Annotated in this window: 25 protein-coding genes; 3 read left to right on the forward strand and 22 right to left on the reverse strand. The window is 40.2% G+C overall.

The features are described 5' to 3' along the window. Positions 1-397: 397 nt before the first annotated feature. Together ald and K8L98_RS19140 are read right to left on the reverse strand one after the other, a co-directional pair. Positions 398-1516: an alanine dehydrogenase gene (gene ald, locus K8L98_RS19135; RefSeq protein ID WP_223437204.1), complete on the reverse strand. Its 1119-nt coding sequence runs from the start codon at positions 1514-1516 to the stop codon at positions 398-400. A 169-nt stretch (positions 1517-1685) separates the two neighbouring features. Continuing rightward, on the reverse strand, positions 1686-2444 hold the full coding sequence (locus tag K8L98_RS19140) for an SDR family oxidoreductase (protein ID WP_223437206.1): 759 nt from the start codon (positions 2442-2444) through the stop codon (positions 1686-1688). A 374-nt stretch (positions 2445-2818) separates the two neighbouring features. Between K8L98_RS19140 and K8L98_RS19145 the strand changes: the two genes are divergently transcribed. Then, positions 2819-2959: a hypothetical protein gene (locus K8L98_RS19145; RefSeq protein ID WP_223437208.1), complete on the forward strand. Its 141-nt coding sequence runs from the start codon at positions 2819-2821 to the stop codon at positions 2957-2959. Between the two features lie 261 nt (positions 2960-3220). Here the strand turns inward: K8L98_RS19145 and K8L98_RS19150 are convergent, their stop codons facing one another. The 4 genes from K8L98_RS19150 to K8L98_RS19165 form a co-directional block, all read right to left on the reverse strand. After that, positions 3221-3451, reverse strand: coding sequence for a hypothetical protein (locus K8L98_RS19150; protein WP_223437211.1), 231 nt, complete (start codon positions 3449-3451; stop codon positions 3221-3223). Between the two features lie 188 nt (positions 3452-3639). Next, on the reverse strand, positions 3640-3810 hold the full coding sequence (locus tag K8L98_RS19155) for a hypothetical protein (RefSeq protein WP_223437213.1): 171 nt from the start codon (positions 3808-3810) through the stop codon (positions 3640-3642). Between the two features lie 86 nt (positions 3811-3896). Next, complete coding sequence (gene argH / locus K8L98_RS19160) at positions 3897-5270, reverse strand: argininosuccinate lyase (protein ID WP_223437215.1); 1374 nt, start codon at positions 5268-5270, stop codon at positions 3897-3899. Further along, entirely contained in the window at positions 5267-6478 is a 1212-nt protein-coding gene (locus K8L98_RS19165; RefSeq protein ID WP_223437217.1) for an argininosuccinate synthase, read from the reverse strand. Before K8L98_RS19165 ends, argH begins: the two co-directional genes overlap by 4 nt. A gap of 185 nt (positions 6479-6663) precedes the next feature. On the opposite strand from K8L98_RS19165, the gene K8L98_RS19170 reads away from it, so the two are divergent. Continuing rightward, positions 6664-6975: a hypothetical protein gene (locus K8L98_RS19170; RefSeq protein ID WP_223437219.1), complete on the forward strand. Its 312-nt coding sequence runs from the start codon at positions 6664-6666 to the stop codon at positions 6973-6975. A 63-nt stretch (positions 6976-7038) separates the two neighbouring features. Here the strand turns inward: K8L98_RS19170 and K8L98_RS19175 are convergent, their stop codons facing one another. From K8L98_RS19175 to sppA, 10 genes are all read right to left on the reverse strand, one after another. Further along, entirely contained in the window at positions 7039-7554 is a 516-nt protein-coding gene (locus K8L98_RS19175) for a MogA/MoaB family molybdenum cofactor biosynthesis protein (protein ID WP_223437221.1), read from the reverse strand. Then, a complete protein-coding gene (locus K8L98_RS19180) occupies positions 7541-8395 on the reverse strand; it encodes an EcsC family protein (RefSeq protein ID WP_223437223.1) in 855 nt (284 codons plus the stop codon). The genes K8L98_RS19175 and K8L98_RS19180 overlap by 14 nt, the downstream gene beginning before the upstream one ends. Before the next feature lie 101 nt (positions 8396-8496). After that, positions 8497-9912, reverse strand: coding sequence for a Na+/H+ antiporter NhaC family protein (locus tag K8L98_RS19185; RefSeq protein ID WP_223437225.1), 1416 nt, complete (start codon positions 9910-9912; stop codon positions 8497-8499). A 140-nt stretch (positions 9913-10052) separates the two neighbouring features. After that, on the reverse strand, positions 10053-11240 hold the full coding sequence (locus K8L98_RS19190; protein WP_223437227.1) for an acetate kinase: 1188 nt from the start codon (positions 11238-11240) through the stop codon (positions 10053-10055). 376 nt (positions 11241-11616) lie between these two features. Then, positions 11617-12609 carry a class I SAM-dependent methyltransferase gene (locus K8L98_RS19195; protein ID WP_223437229.1) on the reverse strand — a complete coding sequence of 331 codons (993 nt, stop codon included), beginning with the start codon at positions 12607-12609 and terminating at the stop codon, positions 11617-11619. Between the two features lie 143 nt (positions 12610-12752). After that, complete coding sequence (gene tpx, locus K8L98_RS19200) at positions 12753-13253, reverse strand: thiol peroxidase (protein WP_223437231.1); 501 nt, start codon at positions 13251-13253, stop codon at positions 12753-12755. Between the two features lie 188 nt (positions 13254-13441). Continuing rightward, entirely contained in the window at positions 13442-13915 is a 474-nt protein-coding gene (ytfJ, locus tag K8L98_RS19205) for a GerW family sporulation protein (RefSeq protein ID WP_223437233.1), read from the reverse strand. Between the two features lie 15 nt (positions 13916-13930). Further along, entirely contained in the window at positions 13931-14629 is a 699-nt protein-coding gene (locus tag K8L98_RS19210) for a DUF2953 domain-containing protein (protein ID WP_223437235.1), read from the reverse strand. 58 nt (positions 14630-14687) lie between these two features. Continuing rightward, entirely contained in the window at positions 14688-15203 is a 516-nt protein-coding gene (locus K8L98_RS19215) for an RDD family protein (RefSeq protein WP_223437237.1), read from the reverse strand. 15 nt (positions 15204-15218) lie between these two features. Next, a complete protein-coding gene (gene sppA, locus K8L98_RS19220) occupies positions 15219-16223 on the reverse strand; it encodes a signal peptide peptidase SppA (protein ID WP_223437239.1) in 1005 nt (334 codons plus the stop codon). A gap of 254 nt (positions 16224-16477) precedes the next feature. Here sppA and K8L98_RS19225 point away from each other — a divergent pair, with 254 nt between their 5' ends. Then, on the forward strand, positions 16478-17281 hold the full coding sequence (locus K8L98_RS19225) for an NAD kinase (protein ID WP_223437241.1): 804 nt from the start codon (positions 16478-16480) through the stop codon (positions 17279-17281). A 335-nt stretch (positions 17282-17616) separates the two neighbouring features. On the opposite strand, the gene K8L98_RS19230 is transcribed toward K8L98_RS19225, so the two are convergent. From K8L98_RS19230 to K8L98_RS19255, 6 genes are all read right to left on the reverse strand, one after another. After that, positions 17617-19203, reverse strand: a complete 1587-nt coding sequence (locus K8L98_RS19230) for an amidohydrolase (protein ID WP_223437243.1) — start codon at positions 19201-19203, stop codon at positions 17617-17619. A gap of 92 nt (positions 19204-19295) precedes the next feature. Continuing rightward, complete coding sequence (mbcS, locus tag K8L98_RS19235; RefSeq protein WP_223437246.1) at positions 19296-20873, reverse strand: acyl-CoA synthetase MbcS; 1578 nt, start codon at positions 20871-20873, stop codon at positions 19296-19298. A gap of 149 nt (positions 20874-21022) precedes the next feature. Continuing rightward, positions 21023-21160: a hypothetical protein gene (locus tag K8L98_RS19240; RefSeq protein ID WP_223437248.1), complete on the reverse strand. Its 138-nt coding sequence runs from the start codon at positions 21158-21160 to the stop codon at positions 21023-21025. 105 nt (positions 21161-21265) lie between these two features. Next, positions 21266-21469, reverse strand: coding sequence for an alpha/beta-type small acid-soluble spore protein (locus tag K8L98_RS19245; protein ID WP_223437249.1), 204 nt, complete (start codon positions 21467-21469; stop codon positions 21266-21268). An 89-nt stretch (positions 21470-21558) separates the two neighbouring features. Further along, positions 21559-22758: a tRNA uracil 4-sulfurtransferase ThiI gene (gene thiI / locus K8L98_RS19250; protein WP_223437251.1), complete on the reverse strand. Its 1200-nt coding sequence runs from the start codon at positions 22756-22758 to the stop codon at positions 21559-21561. A 4-nt stretch (positions 22759-22762) separates the two neighbouring features. Continuing rightward, positions 22763-23902 (reverse strand): cysteine desulfurase family protein, encoded by a 1140-nt coding sequence (locus K8L98_RS19255; protein ID WP_223437253.1) that lies wholly within the window; start codon positions 23900-23902, stop codon positions 22763-22765. Positions 23903-24091: the final 189 nt, after the last annotated feature.

Consider the following 24091-nt stretch of genomic DNA (forward strand, 5'->3'; position numbering starts at 1 on the left):
CGTTAGTTCTAGCGAACATTTATAAGAAAAACTTATCTAACCGAGGGAGTTCATAAGAAAATGACCACTTAAACTTTAACAGATCCATTTATAAAGAAATTTTAGTACAAAAATGCCCTTTCATGAAACTGATTTATGACTACCGGAAACATTTATTCCCATGTTACAAAATCAATGGGAGCCAAATCAATAAATAAAATTCCCGGAGTATATGGCCGACTGAAACACATTTTAGCAAGGAATGTGGTCAGTCACCCTTTTTATACTCCGAGAACTAAGCAATTACCTAATAAGGAAAGTAGCATAAAACCCTAAGTGTTTTTCAAGCTAGCTTTAACTTCTTCAAAACCTGATTTCCCAAGTAAAGCAAACATCTTGTTAATGTTTTCTTTCTGCATTATTCGCCCAGCAGTGCTTTTGCATCTGAATAGGCTAATCCATGAGATTCCGCAACAGCTTCATAAGTTACAAACCCATTTAATGTATTGAGGCCTTTTAAAAGCGATTCATTCTCCAAGCAAGCTTTTTTATACCCTTTATTCGCAATTTGCACGGCATAAGGAACAGTTACATTTGTAAGGGCAATCGTTGATGTTCTCGGTACCGCTCCAGGCATATTGGCCACAGCATAGTGAAGGACGCCATGCTTTACATACGTAGGATTGTCATGAGTTGTAATTCTGTCTGTAGTAGCAAAAATACCGCCCTGATCGATGGCAATATCAACAATGACTGAACCTGCCGTCATACTTTGGACCATTTCTTCGGATACAAGCTTTGGCGCTCTTGCCCCCGGAATCAGCACCGCTCCAATGACAAGATCTGATTGGCTCACAGCATAACTAATGTTAAAGGGATTTGACATAAGCGTGGTGATTTCTTTTCCAAAAATATCATCCAGCTGGCGCAGACGATCCGGATTCACATCGAGCATGGTAACATCGGCTCCAAGTCCGACGGCAATTTTGGCAGCGTTCGTTCCGGCTACACCGCCTCCAATAATGGCCACTTTCCCGCGCTTCACTCCTGGAACTCCTGACAATAAAATACCCATTCCGCCTTTTGGCTTTTCTAAAAATTGGGCTCCAATTTGCGAGGCCATTCTTCCTGCCACTTCACTCATCGGTGTTAATAGAGGCAGTGATCGGTTTGGAAGCTGAACGGTTTCATATGCTATTCCAACTACCTTCCGGTCAATCAGTGCACGTGTAAGATCTGATTCAGCAGCAAGATGCAGATAGGTGAATAAAATTAAGCCCTCACGAAAATGCTGGTATTCAGAGGGAAGGGGCTCCTTCACCTTCATAACCATGTCCATCGCCCATGCTTCTTCTGGTGAAGCTACAATTCTTGCACCTGCTTCAATATACTGATGATCAGGAAAACCAGATCCTTCCCCTGCGTTTTGCTCAATATAAACCTCATGACCCGCCTGAATAAGGGGGATGACGCCAGCAGGGGTCATTGCCACACGGTTCTCATTATTTTTAATTTCTTTAGGTATGCCGATTTTCATCGTTTTTCCTCCTGTATCATTTCCAATTCATTCCGGTACTGTTTTAGTATTTCCTTAATTTATCATATGGAAACTTATATAAATTGGAAATGTATTCTAGGAAATGTGTGTTTTTCTTAAATAGATTTCTCAATCTTTTAAAAAAAGCCCAGCTAAGTAGAGGTAAACATTATGGTCTTCGGTTCAATACATTTACAGCTCCGGTAGCCTCAATGACGGCTCCTGTTATCATATCTGAATTTTCACTGCATAAAAACGCAATCAGTCTTCCAATATCTTCTCCCGTACCGGATCTGCCAATCGGCGTCTCCGGATCTCGTATCTCTCTTGCCTGAGAAATAGTCGCTTCTTTCATCTCTCCTGTGATATTTCCAGGACAGATCATATTTGCTGTAATGCCGTATTCTGCTTCTTCAATGGCAATGGTTTTTGTTAGAGAAGCAAGCCCGGTTTTTGCTGCGCTGAAGGCTGAACGATGGAGCCAGCCGGATGATGAATCAGCTCCTTGAAATCCGTAGGTGATAATGCGCCCGTATTGCTGTTTTCGCATAATGGGAATCACTTTTTTCAGTAGATGAAAGACAGCAGTCAAATTGCCGTCTATCATTTCATGCCATTCCTCATCCAGATAATCAGCCAGTTTTTTTCTTTCAAATATGTAAGGGCCGGCATTATTTATTAAACAGTCGATGCGGCCAAACTTTTTGAATGCCTCATCAACTAAATAAAGCAGGTCTTCCTTTTTTGTTACGTCCCCTTTAATAAAGAGCATGCGGTCTTCAAGATGTGCATATTGTTTCTTTAGCTGCGCAGCGGCAGATTCATCACTGCGGTAATTAATTGTGACTGAGTAGCCTTTATTCAGGAACAGCTCCGTCACTTTTCTTCCTAAACCTTTTGAACCAGCTGTTATGATGGCATGTCTCAACGTTAAAATCCTCCTCGGTGCACCGGGATATATTAAACTTTTTATCTTTTTCATTGTAGTGAAATGAAAAGGATCTTACAATAACGAAAAGCGGAACCGCCCGTTTAGCTCCGGCAGACAGATAAGAATTCGCCCGAAAAGTCCGGGTTTGACTTTTTGGGGGAATTTGTTCTGGCCGAGGAGCTGGGCGGTGGAGCTGGACATTACGAAAAGCGGAACTGCCCGTTTATCGTTTTCTGGCTCAATTCACGGAATTCCTGCACAATATGCGATAAGATCTTTTATGGAATAAAAGGAGCGCGCTTTTTCTCTTCACCGGTGTGAATCATTACATCACTGTATTGTTCTGCCTTCAAACAATAGGAGGTACCATGATGATTGCTGCTTTCAGGCTGAACCTGATTCGCTCCCTTGCTATGCTGCTAGGTACAGGCATGACGGCAATTGCCGCTGCAGGCTTCGATGCTGTAAAGAAAATCACAAGATCTTTTCTGCCTTTTTTGCTTGCTGGATAAGGATTTATTCTCTACTTGTATTTTACTACAAGGTCTGCAGCGCCTTCAGCATTTGATATGCCCGCAGAAACAAATTTTGCATTTTTGACAATGGCTCTTTATGCAAGCCTTGTTTTTGTTCAGTATATTTAAGGTATCAGTGCTTCAGCTGATATGGGGAGATACGTAAAATCTCCTAAGCATGGCTTTTTTCGGCTTATACACCGGCAATTTTTTGGGAATTTTCCTGTCAGCATGCTTTGGTGCTTATAGTGCCCTTTATTATAACCAGCTGAATCCATTCATATCAGCAAGCTCTTTAACCGATCCCATCCCAATCGTGATGGTTATTTTACGTTGTTCACTTATATCCATGTTTTCCATTAAATTGAACAATGCTAATACAGGCGCCTTCAGCCTGCTGAATATATTCCCATCACTTGGAAGGCTGAAAAGTGCAGCTTTGTTCGGGATTGGTGCCGTATGCTTGAGCACATTACCTGCATTTGTCACTGAAGCTTCTTATTTCATTTCTTTGATGGGATCCATGATTATTCCATTATCTGCTGTTATCGTCGCAGAATTAGTTAAAAATTATTTAAAAACAGCACAGGTTTCCTCTTGCATGTTCTACTGGATCCTAATACAAACAAAAAAAGTCATCATGATTGATGACTTTTTCTTGTTTTTATACAGTTTCACTATTCTGTTTCTTCTTCTCTTGGCTGAAGATTTTCCTGAAGGAAATTTTGCTCGTATTGCTGCTCAACTACCCCGCTTGAATAAGCGTCTGTAATCAGCTGTGACGTTTCATTTTCACCTTCATAATCAAAATAGGCAGATTGATTTTTCGGATCTTTTTCTTTTCCCATCGATATCAGCTCCTCGTATTCAGATAGTGTGTCTATACTATCGTTTGTGAAAATGGACCTGTTTACGATGGTAAAAACTTCAAATTTCACAGTAATGCATTTTCAGCTTTAGCTATCGCTTCATTAACCTTTGAAAAACCGGTACCGCCATCACTGATTCTTTTTGCAACAGCAGTATATGGATCGATTGTTTCGAATATATCTGAAGAAAATAAAGAAGATGCATCCTGATATTCTTCGAGTGAAAGATCTTTTAAATAAATGCCTTTTTCAATGCAAGTATAAACAAGTTTCCCAACTACTTCGTGTGCTTCTCTGAAAGGCATGCCTTTTTTCGCAAGATAATCAGCAAGCTCCGTCGCATTTGAAAAGTCTTCTGTTGTAGCTTTCTTCATTTTCTCTTTTTTCACTTTCAGCGTTCCGATCATGCCAATAAATATTTGCAGACTTCCTTCTACTGTGCGGACTGTATCAAACATTCCCTCTTTATCCTCCTGCATATCCTTGTTATATGCGAGCGGCAATCCTTTCAAAGTCGTCAGCAAAGCAAACAAATGGCCATAAACCCGTCCCGTTTTACCTCGGATTAATTCAGCCATGTCCGGGTTTTTCTTCTGCGGCATCATTGAGCTTCCCGTTGCGTAAGTATCATCAAGCTCTACAAACTGAAATTCCTGGCTGCACCATAAAATCAGTTCTTCGCATAAGCGAGATAAGTGCATCATCATCAGGGAACTGTTGCTTAGAAATTCAATGATAAAATCGCGGTCGCTTACTCCGTCAAGGCTGTTTTCATAAATCCCTTCGAACTCAAGCAGTTCAGCAGTTAAGTAACGATCAATCGGAAACGTTGTCCCTGCAAGCGCCCCGCAGCCGAGAGGCGAAATATTTATTCGCTTTAAGGATTCATCAAAGCGCTGTTTATCCCGCTCAAGCATCCAGAAATAGGCTAAGAGGTGATGAGCAAACGAGATCGGCTGTGCACGCTGAAGATGAGTATATCCCGGTAAAATCGTTTCTACATTTTCTTTTGCCTTTTCTAAAAGCGTTTGCTGAAATTCATTAATCAGCTGAGTAATTTCCTTTACATGATTTTTCAAATAAAGGTGCATGTCGGTAGCAACTTGATCGTTTCGGCTTCTGCCGGTATGCAGTTTCCCTCCGACAGGGCCGATTTCATCAATGAGCAGCTTTTCAATATTTAAATGTATGTCTTCATAATCAACAGAAAACTGGAGTTCTCCGTTTTCTGCCTTTTCTTTTAAGAGTAGAAGTCCTGTCTTTATTTGCTCTGCTTCAGCAGGTTCGATGATCCCGCATTGTCCGAGCATATGAACGTGCGCAAGACTTCCCTGAAGATCTTCTAGAACGAGTTCTTTATCGAATGAAATGGAAGCTCCAAATTCATCCACCCATTTTTCAGGTGTTTTTTGAAAGCGGCCACCCCACAGTTTTTTCATACGTTCACCTTCTTTTTTCCCTGTACCATGCTGCTGACTTTGGTAGGAAGTCCATAAAGAGAGATGAAACCGACTGCTGCCTGATGGTCAAACGAATCATCAGTTGTATATGTTGCAAGCTTTTCATCATAAAGAGAGTATGCAGATTTTCTTCCTTCAACAATGGCATGACCTTTAAAGAGTTTTACCCGAACCGTTCCTGTTACATATGTTTGTGTCTCTTTCAGGAAACCAAGCAGGGCATCCTTGAGCGGCGAAAACCATAAACCGTTATAAATGAGCTCTGTAAGCTTCATTTCAATAACAGGTTTAAAGTGTGCCACTTCTTTTACAAGAGTCAGATCTTCTAATTCTTTATGAGCTTTAAGCAGTGTAATTGCAGCCGGACATTCATATACTTCACGCGATTTAATCCCAACAAGGCGGTTTTCTACATGATCAATTCTTCCGACTCCATGCTTTCCTGCAAGTGCATTTAAATGAAGAATTAACTCTGACAGTGGATAAGAAGCACCATTTAATGAAACCGGCACACCCTGTTCAAATTCGATTTCCACCATGTCAGGTGTATCAGGTGTATTCTCAATCGAATTTGTCAGGTCATATGCTTCTTCGGGAGGAGCTGCCCATGGATCTTCAAGAACTCCGCACTCATTGCTTCTGCCCCATAAGTTCTGATCAATTGAAAACGGACTTCCTAGATTAATTGGAATCGGAATATTATTTTCCTGTGCATATTGAATTTCTTCCTCACGCGACCAGCTCCACTCGCGGACTGGAGCAAGCACTTCAAGGTCAGGGTTCAAAGCTTTAATAGATACTTCAAACCGAACCTGATCATTGCCTTTTCCTGTACAGCCGTGCGCAACTGCGATGGCATTCTCCTGCTCAGCAACCTCTACAAGCTTTTTAGCTATCAACGGACGTGACAGGGCAGATATAAGCGGGTATTTGCCTTCATATAAAGCATGTGATTGAAGAGCAACCAATGCAAATTCATCAGCAAATTCTGTTTTAGCATCAATTACGTATGATTTAGAAGCTCCGACCTGCAGAGCTTTGCTTTGAATAAATGCAAGGTCTTTTCCTTCACCGACATCCAAACAGCATGCAATCACTTCATACCCTTGATCCTGAAGCCACTTGATTGCTACTGATGTATCTAAACCGCCTGAATAAGCCAATACTACTTTTTTATTTATATTCAACTTAATTTCCCCTCTCGGATGTATAAATATTAATTTTGATTTATATATATTCATTTGATAAATACTACTTTAACAAGTTATTCATAGTTTTTCAATAGGTTTCTCAAAACTTTTTATGAAATAATCGTGAATTTTATGCACGTGTCATGTAGAATAAAGGAAAGCTTACGCACGGGGGAATGACAATGAAACATTTTCGTTTTAGCGAGCGGCTTGGAATCTATTATCCAAACCTCGAAATGGAGTGGGAAAAGATTCACCCCCTTGAACAGGAAGCAATCCTGATGCAATGGGAAAAAATACGGGGAAGCATACCGGACCAAATCGCAAAAATAGAAGAACAGATTAACGCGAAACAGGATGAATTGAACAATGAAGAGGATTTTTCAAAATCCTGCAGGCTTAACGCCGAAATATCCGAGCACGCATCTATTATCAATGATTTATGGCTGTGGTTCAGACTTCATCAGCATGTATCAGAACGTGTGCATTATTAAAGTATAGAAATAAGATAATATGCATAAAAAAACATCACCTGAGACGGTGATGTTTTTTTATGATTATTTCAGATCTTTATTAACTTCTCTTACAACATGTCCCAATTCCGGTATGATCAGCTTTTCCATTGCCAGTTTAACAGCACCCGCAGAACCTGGCATAGAGAAGATAACTGTATCATCTGAAACGCCGCTTATAGCTCTGCTCAGGATGGCTGATGATCCAATGTCCTCCTGGTAGCTCAGCATTCTGAACAGCTCTCCAAAGCCTGGAATCTCTTTTTCAAGCAAGCTCTGAACTGCTTCAATTGTTACGTCTCTTTTTGCAATTCCAGTGCCTCCATTTAGGAGGATCACGTCAACCTCACTCGATTTGCACCCGCTGTTAACAGCGCTTTTAATTAACGTTTCTTCATCAGGAATGATTTCATATTGAACAACCTCATGACCTGCTTTTTTAATAAGCGCCGAGATTAGCTGACCGCTTTTATCCGTATCTGCCGTTCTAGTATCGCTGACCGTTATAATTTTGCAATATACCTTTGAAGGTGCCTGCAATTTATGTTCAATTGAACTCATAATCGGCCTCCTTTTTTTCAAGCAGCAGCCTGTAGCGGTAATATTGATGGGCAAAATCTGTAATTTGCCTTGTCAGCTGGTAATTTATTCCAGCCCCAATAGCCATACCTATCAATGGAATACCGCCAATCATCTTTTTTCGCAGCATGGATATAGCTGATACTTTTAAAAGCTGTTTAAGTAAATGATCAATGCTCGCCTGATTGGCAAGCTTGTCTTCTCCCTCATAAAAAAACGGATTTTCCTCTTTGTTATTCAGGTCATCTGTCAGATCAACCCATTGCTTATAGCGCAGATGCTTGGGAAGAAGTGCAGCATGATAAACTTTTAAAGATGTCATCATTTCAAAAGGAGAATTCACTTCATAGCCGTAGCTTAGAGCTGTCATTTGTACTGCACGCAGGTTTAACAGCATTTGAGCTGGAAGATCAATTCCCATTAATAGGAATCCCCCTGTCCCTGCTAAACCGCCTTGAACGAATGAATATAGACGATGCTTGGACAATTGTAAATCTGATATGTAATGCAGCTGATCTACACTGAGTTTTTTTAAATCATAAATGTGATGAATGTCTTCATCAAATGTTTTTGCTGTCATGAGCAGCTGCTGTCTTGCATCATGCTGCACATGTGAGTTTTGAATGAAAGAATGCAAATGAAAGAGGATATCGTCAAGCTTATCGAAGAATTTCCGTTTGATCGGCTCTGGAATGCCGTTAAGCTTTCGGTTTAGCCACTTGTCATACGTGCGGCCAAAATCTGAGCGAAGATCCTCCCTCAAGCGCTGTTCCCACACTTGTATTTCTGCAAGCAACTGACTTTCCCGATTTGATAGCGTCATTTTCCTTCCTCCCGTTTCCAGACATCTCCATTATTTATTTAATTATATCATATTGGATCATTTAGTTTCATTGATGATCACATGCTGCTTTTCAGCTCGAATCAATTTAATAAAAGACCTGCGGCAACATATAATATGGCTGCAGCTGCACAGCCGACTGCGGTAAAAGTCAATTTATAGCGGGCATACTCTACAACAGGCATCTCGAGGATTGATGCTGTAGTAATGGTAGTATCTCCGAGCGGTGAGGTCATGGCGCCAAATGCCCCGCTTGCAAATACCGCGCCCACTGTAAGCGGTATGGAAGCACCTGAAGCGACCGCAAGTGTCATCCCAAGCGGCATAAATAATCCCCACGTCCCCCAGGAAGATCCGATAAAATAACCGACAGCAGAGCCAAGCAAAAAGATAATGGCCGGCACTAAGGAAGCAGGCAGAACGTTCCCAAGCGTCAAACTGATGAAATCAGAAAAGCCAATATCCTCGGCTGAAAGGGAAAGGGCCCATACTAAAATAAGAAGGATAATTGCTTGCATCATCTGATTGCCGCCGTCATAAAAATGATAGAGTGTTTCTTTCAGCGGGACTCGGCGTATGCTGTAAAACAAAAAGGTAATCACCAATGTCAAGAAGACAGCAAGCAGCATAACGAAGGTTGCATCCGCTTTTGCAAAAGATTGAAAAACTGTATTTCCGCCCTTTTCAGTGCCATCCTGCCAAAGCAGAAACATTGATAGTCCAAGAAGAAAAAATAAAGGGACTATTAAATGCCAGGGTTGAGCTTTTACTTCTTCCAGCTCTTGCTTAAGCCCTATTCCATGATAGGGGTGCTCTTCTGCCGCTGCCTTTTGTTTTTTTGCCCTGCTCTGTTTTTTAGATTTTCTGAACGTGCTGATCAGTCCAAGAAAAAGCATGACAATTGCAAAGAAATTAAAAGGTATGCTTGAGAGGTAAATTTGATAGGGATAGAGGTCCAGGTGATTTCTTTCAATTCCGCTCTCTACCAATGAAAGCATAAAACCAGTAAATGCAGTGCCTGCGGGCAATAAAACAATTGTAGAAGCAGTTGAAACATCCATTGTAAAACCAACTTTTTGTTTTGACAGTTCGGTTTTTTCCATAAGTGACTTAATGACTGGCCCGATCATCATAATCCGAAACATCGGCATCATGAAGGTAAAGGGCAAAGACAGCCAAATAATGCTTAACAGCCCCCGTTCTGACTTTACTTTCTTTCCGACCCACTCTGAGAACCCTTTAATTCCTCCGGAAATTTTCATCATTCCGACTAACCCGCCAAATAAATACAAAAAAACAATAATTTTCATATTTGTATCATCCGCCAGCGTTTCGAGAACATAATTCAGTACTTGCTGCAGACCTCCTAAAAGTTCTGCCTTTACAATAAAAGAACCTGCAAGCAGACCAAGTACGAGTCCGGGCAAAATTTCTTTCAGCCATATAGATAGTGCAATAACAATTAAAAACGGAACAAGTGAGAGCCAGGCGTATTCCAAACAGATTGCTCCTTCCTTTCATGCATTTTTTTATTAGTGTGCCAAAAACATGGCATTTCCACTAATGCATTTAGTTTGCATATAAGGAAGAATTCAAAAAAGACAGCCATCAATGATGACTGCCTTTCTATCATTCCATTTTATTTAGCAATGCGTTCAACATCACGCGCAATCATAACTTCCTCATTTGTTGGAATAATGATGACTTTTACTGGTGAATGAGGATAGCTTACGAACGCCTCTTCGCCGCGAACCTGATTAAGTGCAGGATCCCAGTATACACCCATGAATTCTAATCCGCGAAGTACACGTTCGCGAATATCGATGCTGTTTTCCCCGATTCCAGCAGTGAAGATGATAGCATCTACACCTGACATGCGCGCTGCATAGGAACCGATATATTTGTGGATTCTGCTTGCAAATACTTCTAATGAAGTTCTTGCACGATCATTTCCCCCTTCTGCAGCTTTTGTAATGTCGCGCAGGTCGGATGATAATCCTGAAATTCCAAGCAGACCGCTTTTTTTGTTTAAAATGTCCAATACTTCAATAGCAGAATGACCTGTTTTCTCCATAATGAATGGAATTAAAGCAGGATCGATATTCCCTGAACGAGTTCCCATCGCTACACCAGCAAGCGGGGTAAAGCCCATTGATGTATCAATGGATTTTCCGCCTTCAATCGCAGCAATACTTGCACCGTTCCCTAAATGACAGGAAATAAGACGAAGCTGTTCAATCGGACGGCCTAATAATTCAGCTGCTCTTTCTGAAACGTACTTATGAGATGTTCCGTGGAAACCGTATTTACGAATGCCGAATTTCTCATAATACTCGTATGGAAGGCTGTATAAGAAAGATTGTTCCGGCATTGTCTGATGAAAAGCTGTATCAAAAACAGCTACAGCAGGCACGTTTGGAAGAACCTCTTTAAATGCTTTGATACCGACAACGTTAGCCGGATTATGAAGAGGAGCAAGTTCTGATAGCTCTTCAATTTCTTTCAATGTTTCAGGAGTAATAAGTACGGAATCATCGAATTTTTCTCCGCCGTGAACAACACGGTGGCCAATTCCTTCAATTTCATCCAACGAACCGATTATTCCAAGCTCTGTTAATTTAGAAAGCAGGATTTTAACAGCAACAGCATGATCTGGAATATCTGTTGTCTCTGTTATTTTTTCCCCGTTTACTGAAATCGTAAATACGGCTTGATCTAAACCGATTCGTTCTACAAGACCAGCCGTTAAAACGTCCTCAGCCGGCATTTCGAATAATTGGAACTTCAAAGAAGAGCTCCCTGCATTAATTGCAATTACTTTTGCCATTATGTTTACCGCTCCTTTTTATATAAAGCACTTTGCATATTTAATAAGAAATTGTTCTCTTCCTTATTCTTTACAAATGAACCAGAATATTATCTGACTTTCTCATTTAAACATTGCATGTCAGACATTTCAAGTACATTTCCAGCTTGCAATCGTTTGCAGGATATATTCATTTTATTCAGATATTTCAAAGGAAAATGAACCTTTCAGGTCATTTAAAATTAATACAAAGGCAGAGTTTTAAAATGTGTCCAATCATTCTTTTTTTACATCTGAGACAAGTGCTCATCTAAGCAAAAAAACGGGGAGACATCTGCTGTCTTCCCGTTTTTTCCCAAGCTGATTGAAGCAGTAAATTTAATTTTTCATCCTAAACTCACTTTTTATTTTCTGCAAACCAGCTGTCCAGCTGTTTCATAATGGACTGCATGCCTGCTTTATCTGAAAACTTCGGAAGTTCGGCAAGCATTGCGTGTTTAGGAGCAGTGACGCCTTCTCCCTTTTTCTGAAGGATAAAAATGCTTTTAGCATGCTGTTTATCTTTGAACAAAGACTCTGGCAACTGAAGAAGGCCTTGTACTATGACATGCTCTTTTAAGTATTCCTTTAGCTTTGGTGCTTCTTTTGATTCAAATAAATGATTTGGCACGATAAAGAAAAGATATCCTCCTGCTTTTGTGTACTTAATGCTTTGCTCAATAAAGAGATGGTGGGAATAAGAGTGGCCGCTGTCAGCCTTGAGTTCAAATTTATCTGCACCAACATCATTCGGATAATAGCCGATCGGCAAATCACAAATGACATAATCAACAGGATCAACATAGAGTGGTTCCAGAGAATCCTGATTGTAAAACTGAACGGAGTGCTCTCCAAGATTTGCATTTAAAAAAGCAAGCTTTATAAGAAGGTCATCTACTTCTACGCCAAAATTTTCTGTTTGCTCTTGTTTCAAGTGATTTAGAACAGTTGTTAATAAATTCCCAGTCCCCACAGCTGGATCGAGGAGGGAGATTTCCTTTTGATCTGAAGCAAATTTATTAACTAGATATCCGGTGAACAAGCCAACCGTATCAGGAGTCATTTGGTGATTGGCATGAGCGCCTTCTTTCAGCCCTTTTAAGATAACGAGCTGGAACGCTTTGCGGATTTCTTCTTTTTCATATGAACGGATATTTAATTGCTCATATTTCTTTGCAAGGTTCTTTTTGGCGATTTCGCTCATTTCCTCCTGAAGTACTTCATTTTGAAATAAATTCTCTCCAGTTTCGGCAACTGCCTCTATATATGTACAATTTAATTCTTTTGAAATTAATTCAGCTGATTCATTCATCAAACTAAACAGCTTCTCTACTTTCGAAACGGCTTGCATGGTCGTTTCCTCCTTCAATGTTCGTATCCCCCATTCTACTGATCGGTATTATATATTTCAAGCAGCAAACACCATGTCCTGCTTTTTTTGCAAACAAAAAGAACCTCAGTGCCCCGGGGCCATGAGGTTCTTTTTGGCAATTATCAGTTTGCAGCTTTAGCAGCCTCAATTGCAGCATCGTAATCAGGATGATCTGTTGCTTCACTTACGTATTCAACGTATGTCACTTTATCATTGCTGTCAACTACAAATACAGCACGTGCCAGCAGTCTTAATTCCTGGATATGTACACCGTATGCTTCGCCAAAAGACAGATCGCGGTGATCAGAAACCGTTTGGACATTTTCAATGCCATTAGCTGCACACCAGCGCTTTTGAGCAAAAGGAAGATCTACACTGACAGTTAATACTTTTAAATTATCCAATTTAGCTGCTTCTTCATTAAAACGGCGTGTTTGTGCATCACATACACCCGTATCAATAGAAGGTACAACAGATAGAATTCGGACTTGACCTTTAGAATCAGATAATGAAACTTCAGACATATCATTTGCAAGCACAGTGAAATTAGGAGCCGTGTCCCCAACCTTTACCTCATTGCCAATAAGCGTTACCGGATTTTGTTTAAATGTAATAGATGCCATAAAAAAACTCCTCCCCAATAAGTATGTACAGTGTTAATATAGCTTGAATAAAGCGCGTTTGCAATGTTTACGCCTGTCTATTTACAAAATATTTAAATTATTATACGGGAAATAAACCTTTAATCATCAAACATATGACGCGGATTTCATTAAAAAGTGCCAGTCAATTAAATGACAGGCACCTGTTATTAAATATTAAAATCTTCTTTTTGCTGCTGCTGAGCACTTGATTGATTTTGATCACTGCGATTTTTTTTGAAAATCCCCTGAATTTTCTCTACCGCCTGAGGAGCAGTATCCAGAATTTTTTCGTATAAATGCGTGCTTTCATCTAAATGCAGCATCTTTACGCCATTTGTGCCAACAATTAAAAATGCAATCGGAGTAATGGAAACACCGCCGCCGCTGCCTCCGCCAAAAGGTAATTTATGACCGCCTGCTGACCCGCCTGTTCCTGTTCCAGAATGATTTTTTTCCTCGCTGCCTGAGGCGTTAAATTCACTTCCGCCAGCAGCAAAACCAAAGCCAACCTTTGAAACGGTTAAAATGACGCTGCCATCAGGTGTTTCTACAGGATCACCAATGATAGTGTTTACATCAATCATTTGTTTCAGGTTTTCCATAGCTGTTTTCATAAGTCCTTGAATCGGATGATCACTCATGATAAGTAGCCTCCTCTAAGCTGGTTTATTTTTCTTTTCTTTAGAAAGAAAAGAAAGTTGCTGATTAATAAAGGTTGGACGTCCGCCTCTCCAATATTTGAGCAAGCGTAATCCCGCTACCATAGCATGCCCGGTTCGAAAGTGAAGCATACATGAAAGGATTGTTTTTGAACTCTTTTGATAAAAATTTGGCTCAATTGATATAATTGGCTGGCTTTTCAGTTTCATATATCCACTGATAACCGCTACCGCTGCTCCTTTTATTGTCCAGCCCGGGCCAATAAGCATACCTGTAGTCGCAGCATCTCCGGTCCCTAACTGAGAGCGCCATTCAAATTTAACAATTTTCACATGCTGTAAAAATTTTCGGATAATAACATGTAAATGAACAATATGCTCAGTCAGTTCTTTAACATCTTTTATACTCGTCAAAAAATCATCAGGAGAGATTTTTTCATCTTTTTCTTTCGGCTTGTCCGCCTTACCCATTTTTTTCTCTTCCTTTAAAATGAGATTTGGTCCATTGGGGTCTACTTTTATTAGAGGGATTTTAATAGTATATTTCAGCAGCCCGAATAAAGCTTTCAGCTTGACCTTTATTTCATCATCGTCACCTACATGTTTTAAATCGAAAATAACCGTTATTTTCATAGTAAGGAAAAGAAAGAACAAAAAAAGTGCACATGCAATAATCCAGATCCATAACACCTTCATTCACAACCTTTCAATCTTTCATTATCACCCTCCTAAAAAAAAAATAAACCTGCAGCCGTTAATCGGCAGCAGGTTCATGTTTTTTCATATATTCCGTTATAACAGCTGTATCTGCAAAGAGATCATGTACTCCCTGCTTTTTAGGCGTAAAGGCAGTGACAGCATATCCGATCCATGTGAATTTCGAAATGAAACGACCGATCAGCTCTCTGAAAAATATGGTACTCCACGACAGCTTTTCTTGCTTAAGAGATATAACCTTAAGCCCAAAAACCATTTTCCCCAATGTCTGCCCCAAATACTTTGTCATCAAGACAAAGTACAAGTAGAAAGAGACAGCCGTACAAATTTGGATGGGGGAGAAAATGAAATTGTCTGATGTGGGCACCTCAAGCCAAGTAAACAACGGATGAAAGACGATGCGATTTACGCTTCCAATGACAATTAAATCAATTAAATATGCCCAAAACCGGAGCCAAAAGCCTGCGTAATGAATATTCATTACTGGATGGCTTTCTTCTATTCTCTGAAGAGGCTGCTCATGGTTATGTCCTTCTTCATACGTAGCATCCATTTGCAAATCCTCCTCTTATTCTGAATAAAGGTACATCATCCGCGGTGAATTAGATTGTGAGAAAAAGCGGTATAATCCCATCAGCTCAAATTCCTCGCTGAACACTTTATTGGCGCCAAGCGCAAGCAATGAATCGAGGCCTGCACTAGTTTCATATTCAATAACGTGAGCACCCTCTAACTTGAGATCTTTTTTCATACCTTTAAGTGCATCATCGGAAAAACCCAGTTCATCAATTAAGTTTAATTCCTTAGCCTGACGTCCATCATAAATTCGGCCATCAGCAAGTTTGCGCACTTCCCCGTCAGACAAGCCGCGCCCGTCGGCGATCACATCAACAAAGCCCCGATATGCATTATCAACCATCGCCTGCAGAATTTCTCTGTCTTCAGGCGTCATTTCACGTGCAGGAGACATAATGTCTTTAAACTCTCCGCTTTTCACCGTTTCAAATTTTACGCCGTACTTCTCTGCCAGACCGCTGTAGTTAATGCCCTGCATAATAACTCCTAATGAGCCCGTCAATGTATCAGGCGCCGCATAGATTTTATCAGCTGGAGCTGAGATATAATATCCTCCAGAAGCAGCAGTGGTACCCATAGAAACATAGATACTTTTCTTATGTTTTTCTTTTGCCTCGATTAAATGCTTATGTATTTCTGCACTTTCAACGACTCCTCCACCCGGAGAATTCACTTTCAGCATAATGCCGCGAACACTTTTATCTTTCGCAGCAGCATCAATCATATCTAAAAATTGCTGATGCTGATAACCTGCAGTTTCAAAAAATGAAGTGACATTTTCGCCTGTATCCTGAATCACTCCGTTCACTTCAAGGACAACAATTTTTTTAGATTCATTTCCAGGTTCCAAAACCGTTTCTGTAAACTCTTCATTTGCAGTTAGGGCATTTGTAAAAGCATTGCTGTTTGCCAAAGCCATATTGGTTAAGCTGACTACTATTGAAATACCAAACAGGACAGCAGCAATGACAAGGGCCCCCCATCGTTTTCCATTCATGATGATTCCTCCCTGATTTTCGCAAGACATAACTGTTTTCGCATTTTATTGTTGTTTTTTTCACATAAAATTTTGTTCCCTTTTGCGGACTTATCTTAAGCTCTTGAAAACAACCTTTTTTTACGAAAAGCGATCATAAAAAAACGTGCAATTCTTTCAATATTTATGTTAAAAATGGTAAACTAAACACCATAAAGTATTGTAACACCATTTGCTAAGATTGTGTAACTTTTCCAACATTAAGGAGGACTAACATGACAGATAATCGCCGCAACGTTTATTTTTATTACAAAAAAGAGGACGAACTAGTACAAAAAGTGAAAGGGCTTACCTCTCTTGCTGAAGAACAGGGATTTAACGTTGTACCTGATTCAAAGCAGGCAAATATTATCGTAAGCATAGGCGGTGACGGCACGTTCCTTCAGGCTGTAAGAAAAACGAATTTCAGAGATGACTGTCTGTATGTAGGTATTTCTGTTAAAGGAACGGTAAGCCTATACTGTGACTTTAAAGTTGAAGAAACAGATAAAATCATTGAAGCAATGAAAGAAGCGCAAATCGAAGTAAGACGCTATCCGATTCTCGATGTTACAATTGACGGCCACACGACCTTTCAGTGTCTGAATGAATGCTCCATCCGCTCTGGCATTATCAAAACATTTGTCATAGATGTTTTCATTGACGACCTTCATTTTGAAACATTCAGAGGAGACGGCATGATTATTTCCACGCCTACAGGTAGCACCGCCTACAATAAATCTGTACAGGGTGCTGTAGTCGATCCGCTCCTTCCATGTCTTCAAGTAAGTGAGCTTGCGTCACTTAATAACAATAAATATCGAACACTCGGATCTCCATTCATCTTAAGCGCAGACAGAAAATTGACTCTGAAAATTGTCCAGGATGGTAATGACCATCCCGTAATCGGCATGGATAATGACGCACTAAGCATCCGCCACGTCGAAAAAATTGATCTGTCACTAAGTCACTCCATTATTAAAACGGTAAAACTAAAAGATAATTCATTCTGGGAAAAAGTGAAGCGGACGTTTTTATAATTAGAAAAACGGAACCGACTGTTTAGCTCAGGCATGGAAGCTAAGGATTCCCCGAAAAAGTCCGGGTTTTACTTTTTCGGGGAATCTGCTTATTTAGCGGAAATCCCAGTTTTATTAACGGTAATTTGATTTAATTTAGCCGATTTATTGAATTTATTAGCCGACGTTTTTTTATCTATTCGCCTTTATTATTCAGGATCTTGCTAAATCCTAATTTCCCAGCAGAAATGGCCTTTATTTAGCCAAGGTTCAGCTTTCTTTTGATTCGAAAATTGGCCGAACTGAGTATCACTGAAAGCTGTTCCAGCAGTCAAGAATAGAGAAAGACATGCAGCTTAATTTGCATGTCTTTCTCTATTATATACAATGGTATTGTCTACAACCGTCATAACCACTTCTGTTTCGAGCAGTGCGTCCTCTTTAAAAATATCCCGGTTCAGCACAGTGAAGTCAGCTGAATATCCCTTTGCAATACACCCGCGGTCATTTTCGTGATGGATGGCATAAGCACTGCCTTTTGTGTAAAGCTCTACTGCTTCATACACAGAAAGCTTCTCTTCAGGCATATATACTTGATGATCGTAAATACTCTCTCTCTTAACTGCTGAATAAATTCCGAGAAGAGGATCAATGGGCTCAATAGGGGCATCTGAACCTCCTGCACATTTTAATCCTTCTGATATCATCGTTTTCCAAGCGTAGCAATCCTTCATTCTATCCTCACCAATTCTGTCAATCACCCATGGAAAATCACTTGAGACGAACCTGGGCTGAATATCCAAAATGATCGGCAGTTTTTTAGCTCTTTCAATTAAGTCTCTTCTTAAGATTTGGGCATGTATGAGCCGGTCATGCTGATTCTTTTTCACAGGAGGATATGCTTCAATGGCATCAAGAGCCTTTTCGAAAGCTAAATCGCCAATTGTATGAATAGCTGCTTCCATTTCGTAGGTTCTTGCTGTTTGAATCAGGCGTTTCAGGTTTTCATCAGAGTGAATGCTTACTCCGTTTGTATCAGGATCATCCTCGTAAGGACTGCTTAATAGAGCTGTTCTGCCTCCAAGCGCACCGTCTGCAAAGAGCTTCATTGCCCCAAATTCAATAAATGGCCCTAGATTTCTTTCCTTTTGCATAAATTCATCTGCCACTAAATGATGGACAAGCAAATGAGCTCTGAATTTCTTTTTTTCATGATTCATGACTTCATCATAAGCATGCAAAGTATTTTCAAGACTGCCATAATAGGCCAAATCTTCAGTATGTCCGCCTACAAGACCTTTTTTGTGGCAATCCTCTATCGATTTCATCAATGCTTCTTTTAAGTATGCAACAGACACTTGAGGCTGCGCCTGAAAAACAAGTTCCTGTGCCTGATCAAGCAAGTAGCCTGTAGGATTTCCGTCAGGATCCTTTACGATAACTCCGCCTTCAGGGTCCGGGGTTGCAGGTGTTATTCCGGCAAGTTCCATTGCTTTTGTATTAACGATTACTGCATGATGGCAAATTCGTTTAAGCATCAAAGGGTGAGTGCAAGTTACTTCATCAAGCTCTCTGCGATGAATAATTTTTTTATCTTCAAACTGATTTTCATTCCACCCTTCACCAACAATCCACGTTCCCGGCTCAAGTCCTTCTGCCTTCTCGCGAAGACTCTGAATGACCTGATCAGATGAAGTCATGCCAGTAAAATCCAAACGGATCAGTTTTTCACCATGACCCATTAAATGCATATGGCTGTCTGTAAATCCTGGAATCATGATGCTGCCTTTAAGATTTATTTCATCCGTGCACGGGTAATCAGCCCGGATCTTTTCCTCATCCCCGGCAGCAACTACAAGGCCATTTTCAACATAGACCGCTTCAACCGTATCGTTTTCTTCTATTAAAGTATAAATTGTTCCGCCAAACCAAAGCGTGCCCACGGTGACATTCCTCCAGCTTTCTTTTTCAATATATGTTATCACTCGGCACATGGAAAAACCAGACAGAGTCATCCATCTGGTTTATTTACCTATTATGCTTCTGCAAGCTCTTTCTGCCTTAATTCAATTCTTCTGATTTTGCCGGAGGTCGTTTTAGGCAATTCAGATACAAATTCAATTTTACGCGGGTATTTATAAGGGGCTGTCAGCTCTTTTACATGATCCTGTAATACAGGTATCAGTTCCGGCGAGCTCTCATCCACATCATCCTGCAGGACAACATACGCTTTTACGATGCTCCCGCGAAGCTCATCCGGACTTGCGACAACAGCGCACTCTTTTACAAAAGGATGCTTGACGAGTGCGTCTTCAACCTCAAACGGTCCAATTGTATATCCTGAACTGATGATGATATCATCCCGTCTTCCCTCAAACCAGAAATAGCCGTCTTCATCTGTTCTTGCTCTATCCCCGGTAATATAATAGCTGCCTCTAAATTGCATAGCCGTTCGCTCGGCGTCTTTATAATACTCTTTAAATAAAGCTGGTGTATCAACATGGACCGCAATATCACCTACATCTCCAACTTTGCAGATGTTTCCTTCATCATCAATGATTTCGACCTTATTTCCAGGAGTAGGCTTGCCCATTGAGCCTGGCTTTACTTCCATGCCCTTCATCACACCTACAAGCAGGGTATTTTCCGTCTGTCCGTATCCATCACGCACTTCGATGTTAAAGTAATTTCTAAATGTATCAATAACTTCCCTGTTTAAAGGCTCACCAGCTGAAACAGCACTGTGCAGAGAAGGAAGAGAGTATTCTTTTAAATTGTCTACCTTAGCCATCAGACGATATTCAGTCGGTGTGCAGCATAATACGTTAACTTTATAATCCTGCAGCAGCTGAAGATATTTCTTAGGTTCAAACCGCCCATTATAGACAAGTCCTGTTGCACCTGATCCAAGCACCGATAAGAAAGGACTCCAGATCCATTTTTGCCAGCCCGGTCCTGCCGTTGCCCATACCACATCATTTTCTTCAATGCTCAGCCAATTCGCAGCTGCTGTTTTTAAATGAGCAAAAGCCCAGCCGTGTGTATGTACGACCCCTTTGGGATTGCCCGTGGTGCCTGACGTGTAGGATAAAAAGGCATGACTGTCCCTTTTGGTCTCCGCAAGCTTTAGCTCCCCTGATTCCTTAGCTGCTTCATCTTCAAGAGAGTACCAGCCTTCAGCTTTTCCTCCAATTGAAAATTTATGAAGGGAATCAAATTCATTTATTCCTTTGCATTCCTCTGTGAAATCCGTATAAGAGATGATGGCTTTCACATCTCCGTGGGTCACACGATATTGAAGATCTTTTGTGCGCAGCATTTCCGAGCTTGGGATGACAACAAAGCCAGCCTTTAATGCTCCTAAGTATGCTGCATATGCTTCAGGAAAACGGGGAATGATGACAAGAATTTTGTCTCCCTGTATTAGACCTTTATTTAATAAAGCGCTTCCAATTCTATTTGCTTTATCAAGAAGCTGTCCGTATGTAAGCTCTTCTTTATCGCCTTTTTCATTCTCCCACTTCAATGCGATCCGGTCTGCATCTTTTGCATGCTTTTCTACTTCTTCTACTAGGTTATAGTTTTCTGGCGCAATTAGCTCATCTCTCAACATTTTGACCCCTCCCTTGTTATCTCACAGTAAATTATACATAATATTTTAACATTTTTGAATATTATTGCAACATATCTTATATTTTATTGAAATCCTAGTTAAACAGCTCCATTAAAAAAACGCGGAAACATCATCCGCGCTTTCTAGCTTTAGCTTTGCTCATTCGATTCAACTGCGTTTTTAGGTTCATTTCTTCTTTTCCGGCCTTGCTTTTTAGACTTCTGAAGCTTTTGGTCCTGCTCCTGTCCGCCTTCAAATTCGGTATTTGGACGATTATTCTTTGTCATGATAAAAAACCTCCTCTATTTAAAATGCTCCGCAAGCATAAAAAAGCGAATAGAAAAGAGTGGGGTATGATCCCCACCCTTCGTAGCCATATCTATTTAGTTCAATTATTTTGAAAAACCACTCATGTTTTGTTGAGCGAAAGATACTAAACGTTTAGTAATCTCTCCACCTACAGAACCGTTAGCACGAGAAGTTGTTTCAGCTCCTAAGTTCACTCCGAACTCAGTTGCGATTTCGTATTTCATTTGGTCGATCGCTTGTTGTGCACCTGGTACTACTAATTGGTTTGAGCTATTGTTGTTTGCCATGTGTTTTCACCTCCTTGTGAGTATAGATTGTGTAAAAACACATGGCTTCATTCAAACTAATTTTGGTAATTGTTCACAATTTTTCTGGTCTAAAATAACTTATTAAATTCTTTATCTTCAGCAGACGAAATGACGATTACATCCGTATCTTCAACAGCTTTATCAATCAGCGATTCAAAATCCAGAAAACTTTCGAACCTTTGTGCTTTTTCAAGTTTTGGTTTTGTCGTTGGCGACGCTGGTGTAAAGATAGTACAGCAGTCTTCGTAAGGCAAAATGGAGGTATCATGTGTTCCAATTTGCTTGGCGATAGTTATAATATCCGTTTTATCATAAGTAATCAGCGGACGGATAATCGGCGTGCTCGTCACCTCATTTATAGCAAACATGCTTTCTAACGTTTGGCTTGCAACTTGTCCAAGGCTTTCTCCGGTGATTATAGCTAACCCGCCCTGTTTTTCGCGGATTCTGTCAGCTATTTTAAGCATCATCCGCCGTGTAGATGTCATGTTATAGCTTTCAGGCACTTGCTTTTGAATCGTTTCCTGTATTTCTGTAAACGGCACAATATAAAGCTTGATTTTCCCGCTAAAAGAAGTAAGCTTTCTTGCCAGGTCAATCACCTTTTGCTTGGCACGTTCACTCGTGTATGGAGGACTGAAGAAGTGAACCGCTTCAACATCAATACCGCGTTTCATTGCAAAGAAACCTGCAACTGGACTGTCAATCCCTCCTGAGAGCATTAATACCGCTTTTCCGCTTGCCCCTGCAGGAAGACCGCCCGCTCCCTGATAATCTTTACAAGTCAAATAGGCAGCTTCCTCACGGACTTCAACTCTTAAATCGATATCAGGCTCATGCACATCCACTGTTAAGCCTTCAAAATTTTGCAGAATGTGGCTGCCGATTGCGTGATTAATTTCATTTGTAAGCAGCGGAAATGATTTATCCGCTCTTTTTGCAGATATTTTAAAGGTATCTCCAGGTTTATATTGCTCAGACATCAGCTCAAGTGCTCCATTTTTAATTGCCTCAAGCTCATTCTTTACTTTTAAAGCTAAACTAAAAGAATGTATGCCGAAAACATTTTTCAGTTTTTCAAGAATCGGTTCGTGATTTTCACCGTGAAGCCTGATATACATACGGTCCCTGTTGCTGCTGTAGCCTAAGGCAGGGAACTCATGCAGCACCAGTTTTATATTTTCTTTTAATTGATCGACAAATCGTTTTCGGTTTTTTCCTTTTGTAGAAATTTCTCCATATCGAATTAAAATATGATCATAATTCATCTTACTACCTCGTTAATTTCGTTAATTTTTCAAGAGATTTCTTAAGTGCAGCCATAAATTCTTCCAGCTCTTCATTTGTATTTTCATAAGAAAGACTGATTCGGATCGAACTTGATGCGACAGCTTCTCCTTTTCCCATAGCGAGCAGTACTGTACTGCTTTTTTTCCTTTTTGACGAACATGCAGAAGTTGTCGAGACAAAGATTCCAGATTGTTCAAGCATATGTAAAAGCACTTCTGCCTGAATACCCGGTGCGGAAAAATTAATAATATGGGGTGCAGACTTATAAGCAGATGTGTTTACGACAATACCTTCTATTTTATTTAACTTTCGGATCAGATTTGATTTCATCTTTTGCAAATTATCTATACAAGCTTCATATTTATCCATGGACATTCTTAATGCTTTTGCCATTGATACCGCAAGAGCGATGCTCTCCGTACCTGAACGGGCCTGCTTCTCCTGGGCCCCTCCCGACAAAAGAGGCTCGAATTTCATTCCTTTTCGGGCATACAAAACTCCGCAGCCATTAAGTGCATGGAATTTGTGGCCCGATATCGTACATAAATCAATCCCTTTAAGTAAGAGAGGAACTTTAGCCGCGCCCTGTACATGATCAACGTGAAAATAAATGTCCGGAAAATCAAGCAGCAGCATGCTGATTTCTTCTATTGGCTGAATCGATCCTGTTTCATTATTTACATGCATGATTGATACTAAAATAGTTTCTTTTCTTATGTTTTTCTTAATATCTTCAACGGCGACTATTCCTTCTTCATTTACAGGCAGATACGTTACGTCAAAGTCAAACAACTTTTGCAGCTGTCTGCAGCTTTCAATGACAGAAGGATGTTCAATTTGTGTAGTGATAATATGGTTCCCTTTCTTTTTTAAAGAAAGAGCCATGCCTTTTATGGCTAAATTATTTCCTTCAGTGCCCCCGGATGTGAAAATAATTTCTTGTTCATCTGCTCCTAATAGGCCAGCCATTTGTTTTCTTGCCTGTGCCAATAGATTTTCTGCTTCTGCACCGAGACCGTGCAGCGAGGAAGGATTCGCAAAATAACGGGTTGCAACATGTGCAAAAGCATGCAATACTTCATCATATGGTTTTGTGGTTGCACTATTATCAAGATAAATCAAACTATTCAATCCTCCAATACATTAAAAAACAAGGAGTTCTGAGACTATATATTTAAATAAAAGAGTAATGGTGTACGAAACAAACAATCATAATAACATAAAACCAGAAAATAAGAAAGAAATGTTTGACTATTTGACATATTAAATTTTTTGAATATAATAAAAATTGATTATATCTTATTTTTCGAC

The sequence above is a fragment of the Metabacillus dongyingensis genome (assembly GCF_019933155.2).
GTDB classification, from domain to species: domain Bacteria; phylum Bacillota; class Bacilli; order Bacillales; family Bacillaceae; genus Bacillus_P; species Bacillus_P dongyingensis.

Bases quoted from the DNA above. Each gene is read 5' to 3' on its own strand.
- ald (WP_223437204.1), bottom strand. From the start codon at position 1,516: ATGAAAATCGGCATACCTAAAGAAATTAAAAATAATGAGAACCGTGTG.
- K8L98_RS19145 (WP_223437208.1), top strand. From the start codon at position 2,819: ATGATTGCTGCTTTCAGGCTGAACCTGATTCGCTCCCTTGCTATGCTG.
- K8L98_RS19155 (WP_223437213.1), bottom strand. From the start codon at position 3,810: ATGGGAAAAGAAAAAGATCCGAAAAATCAATCTGCCTATTTTGATTAT.
- argH (WP_223437215.1), bottom strand. From the start codon at position 5,270: ATGAAAAAACTGTGGGGTGGCCGCTTTCAAAAAACACCTGAAAAATGG.
- K8L98_RS19170 (WP_223437219.1), top strand. From the start codon at position 6,664: ATGAAACATTTTCGTTTTAGCGAGCGGCTTGGAATCTATTATCCAAAC.
- K8L98_RS19175 (WP_223437221.1), bottom strand. From the start codon at position 7,554: ATGAGTTCAATTGAACATAAATTGCAGGCACCTTCAAAGGTATATTGC.
- K8L98_RS19180 (WP_223437223.1), bottom strand. From the start codon at position 8,395: ATGACGCTATCAAATCGGGAAAGTCAGTTGCTTGCAGAAATACAAGTG.
- K8L98_RS19190 (WP_223437227.1), bottom strand. From the start codon at position 11,240: ATGGCAAAAGTAATTGCAATTAATGCAGGGAGCTCTTCTTTGAAGTTC.
- K8L98_RS19195 (WP_223437229.1), bottom strand. From the start codon at position 12,609: ATGCAAGCCGTTTCGAAAGTAGAGAAGCTGTTTAGTTTGATGAATGAA.
- tpx (WP_223437231.1), bottom strand. From the start codon at position 13,253: ATGGCATCTATTACATTTAAACAAAATCCGGTAACGCTTATTGGCAAT.
- ytfJ (WP_223437233.1), bottom strand. From the start codon at position 13,915: ATGAGTGATCATCCGATTCAAGGACTTATGAAAACAGCTATGGAAAAC.
- K8L98_RS19210 (WP_223437235.1), bottom strand. From the start codon at position 14,629: ATGAAGGTGTTATGGATCTGGATTATTGCATGTGCACTTTTTTTGTTC.
- K8L98_RS19215 (WP_223437237.1), bottom strand. From the start codon at position 15,203: ATGGATGCTACGTATGAAGAAGGACATAACCATGAGCAGCCTCTTCAG.
- sppA (WP_223437239.1), bottom strand. From the start codon at position 16,223: ATGAATGGAAAACGATGGGGGGCCCTTGTCATTGCTGCTGTCCTGTTT.
- K8L98_RS19225 (WP_223437241.1), top strand. From the start codon at position 16,478: ATGACAGATAATCGCCGCAACGTTTATTTTTATTACAAAAAAGAGGAC.
- mbcS (WP_223437246.1), bottom strand. From the start codon at position 20,873: ATGTTGAGAGATGAGCTAATTGCGCCAGAAAACTATAACCTAGTAGAA.
- K8L98_RS19240 (WP_223437248.1), bottom strand. From the start codon at position 21,160: ATGACAAAGAATAATCGTCCAAATACCGAATTTGAAGGCGGACAGGAG.
- K8L98_RS19245 (WP_223437249.1), bottom strand. From the start codon at position 21,469: ATGGCAAACAACAATAGCTCAAACCAATTAGTAGTACCAGGTGCACAA.
- thiI (WP_223437251.1), bottom strand. From the start codon at position 22,758: ATGAATTATGATCATATTTTAATTCGATATGGAGAAATTTCTACAAAA.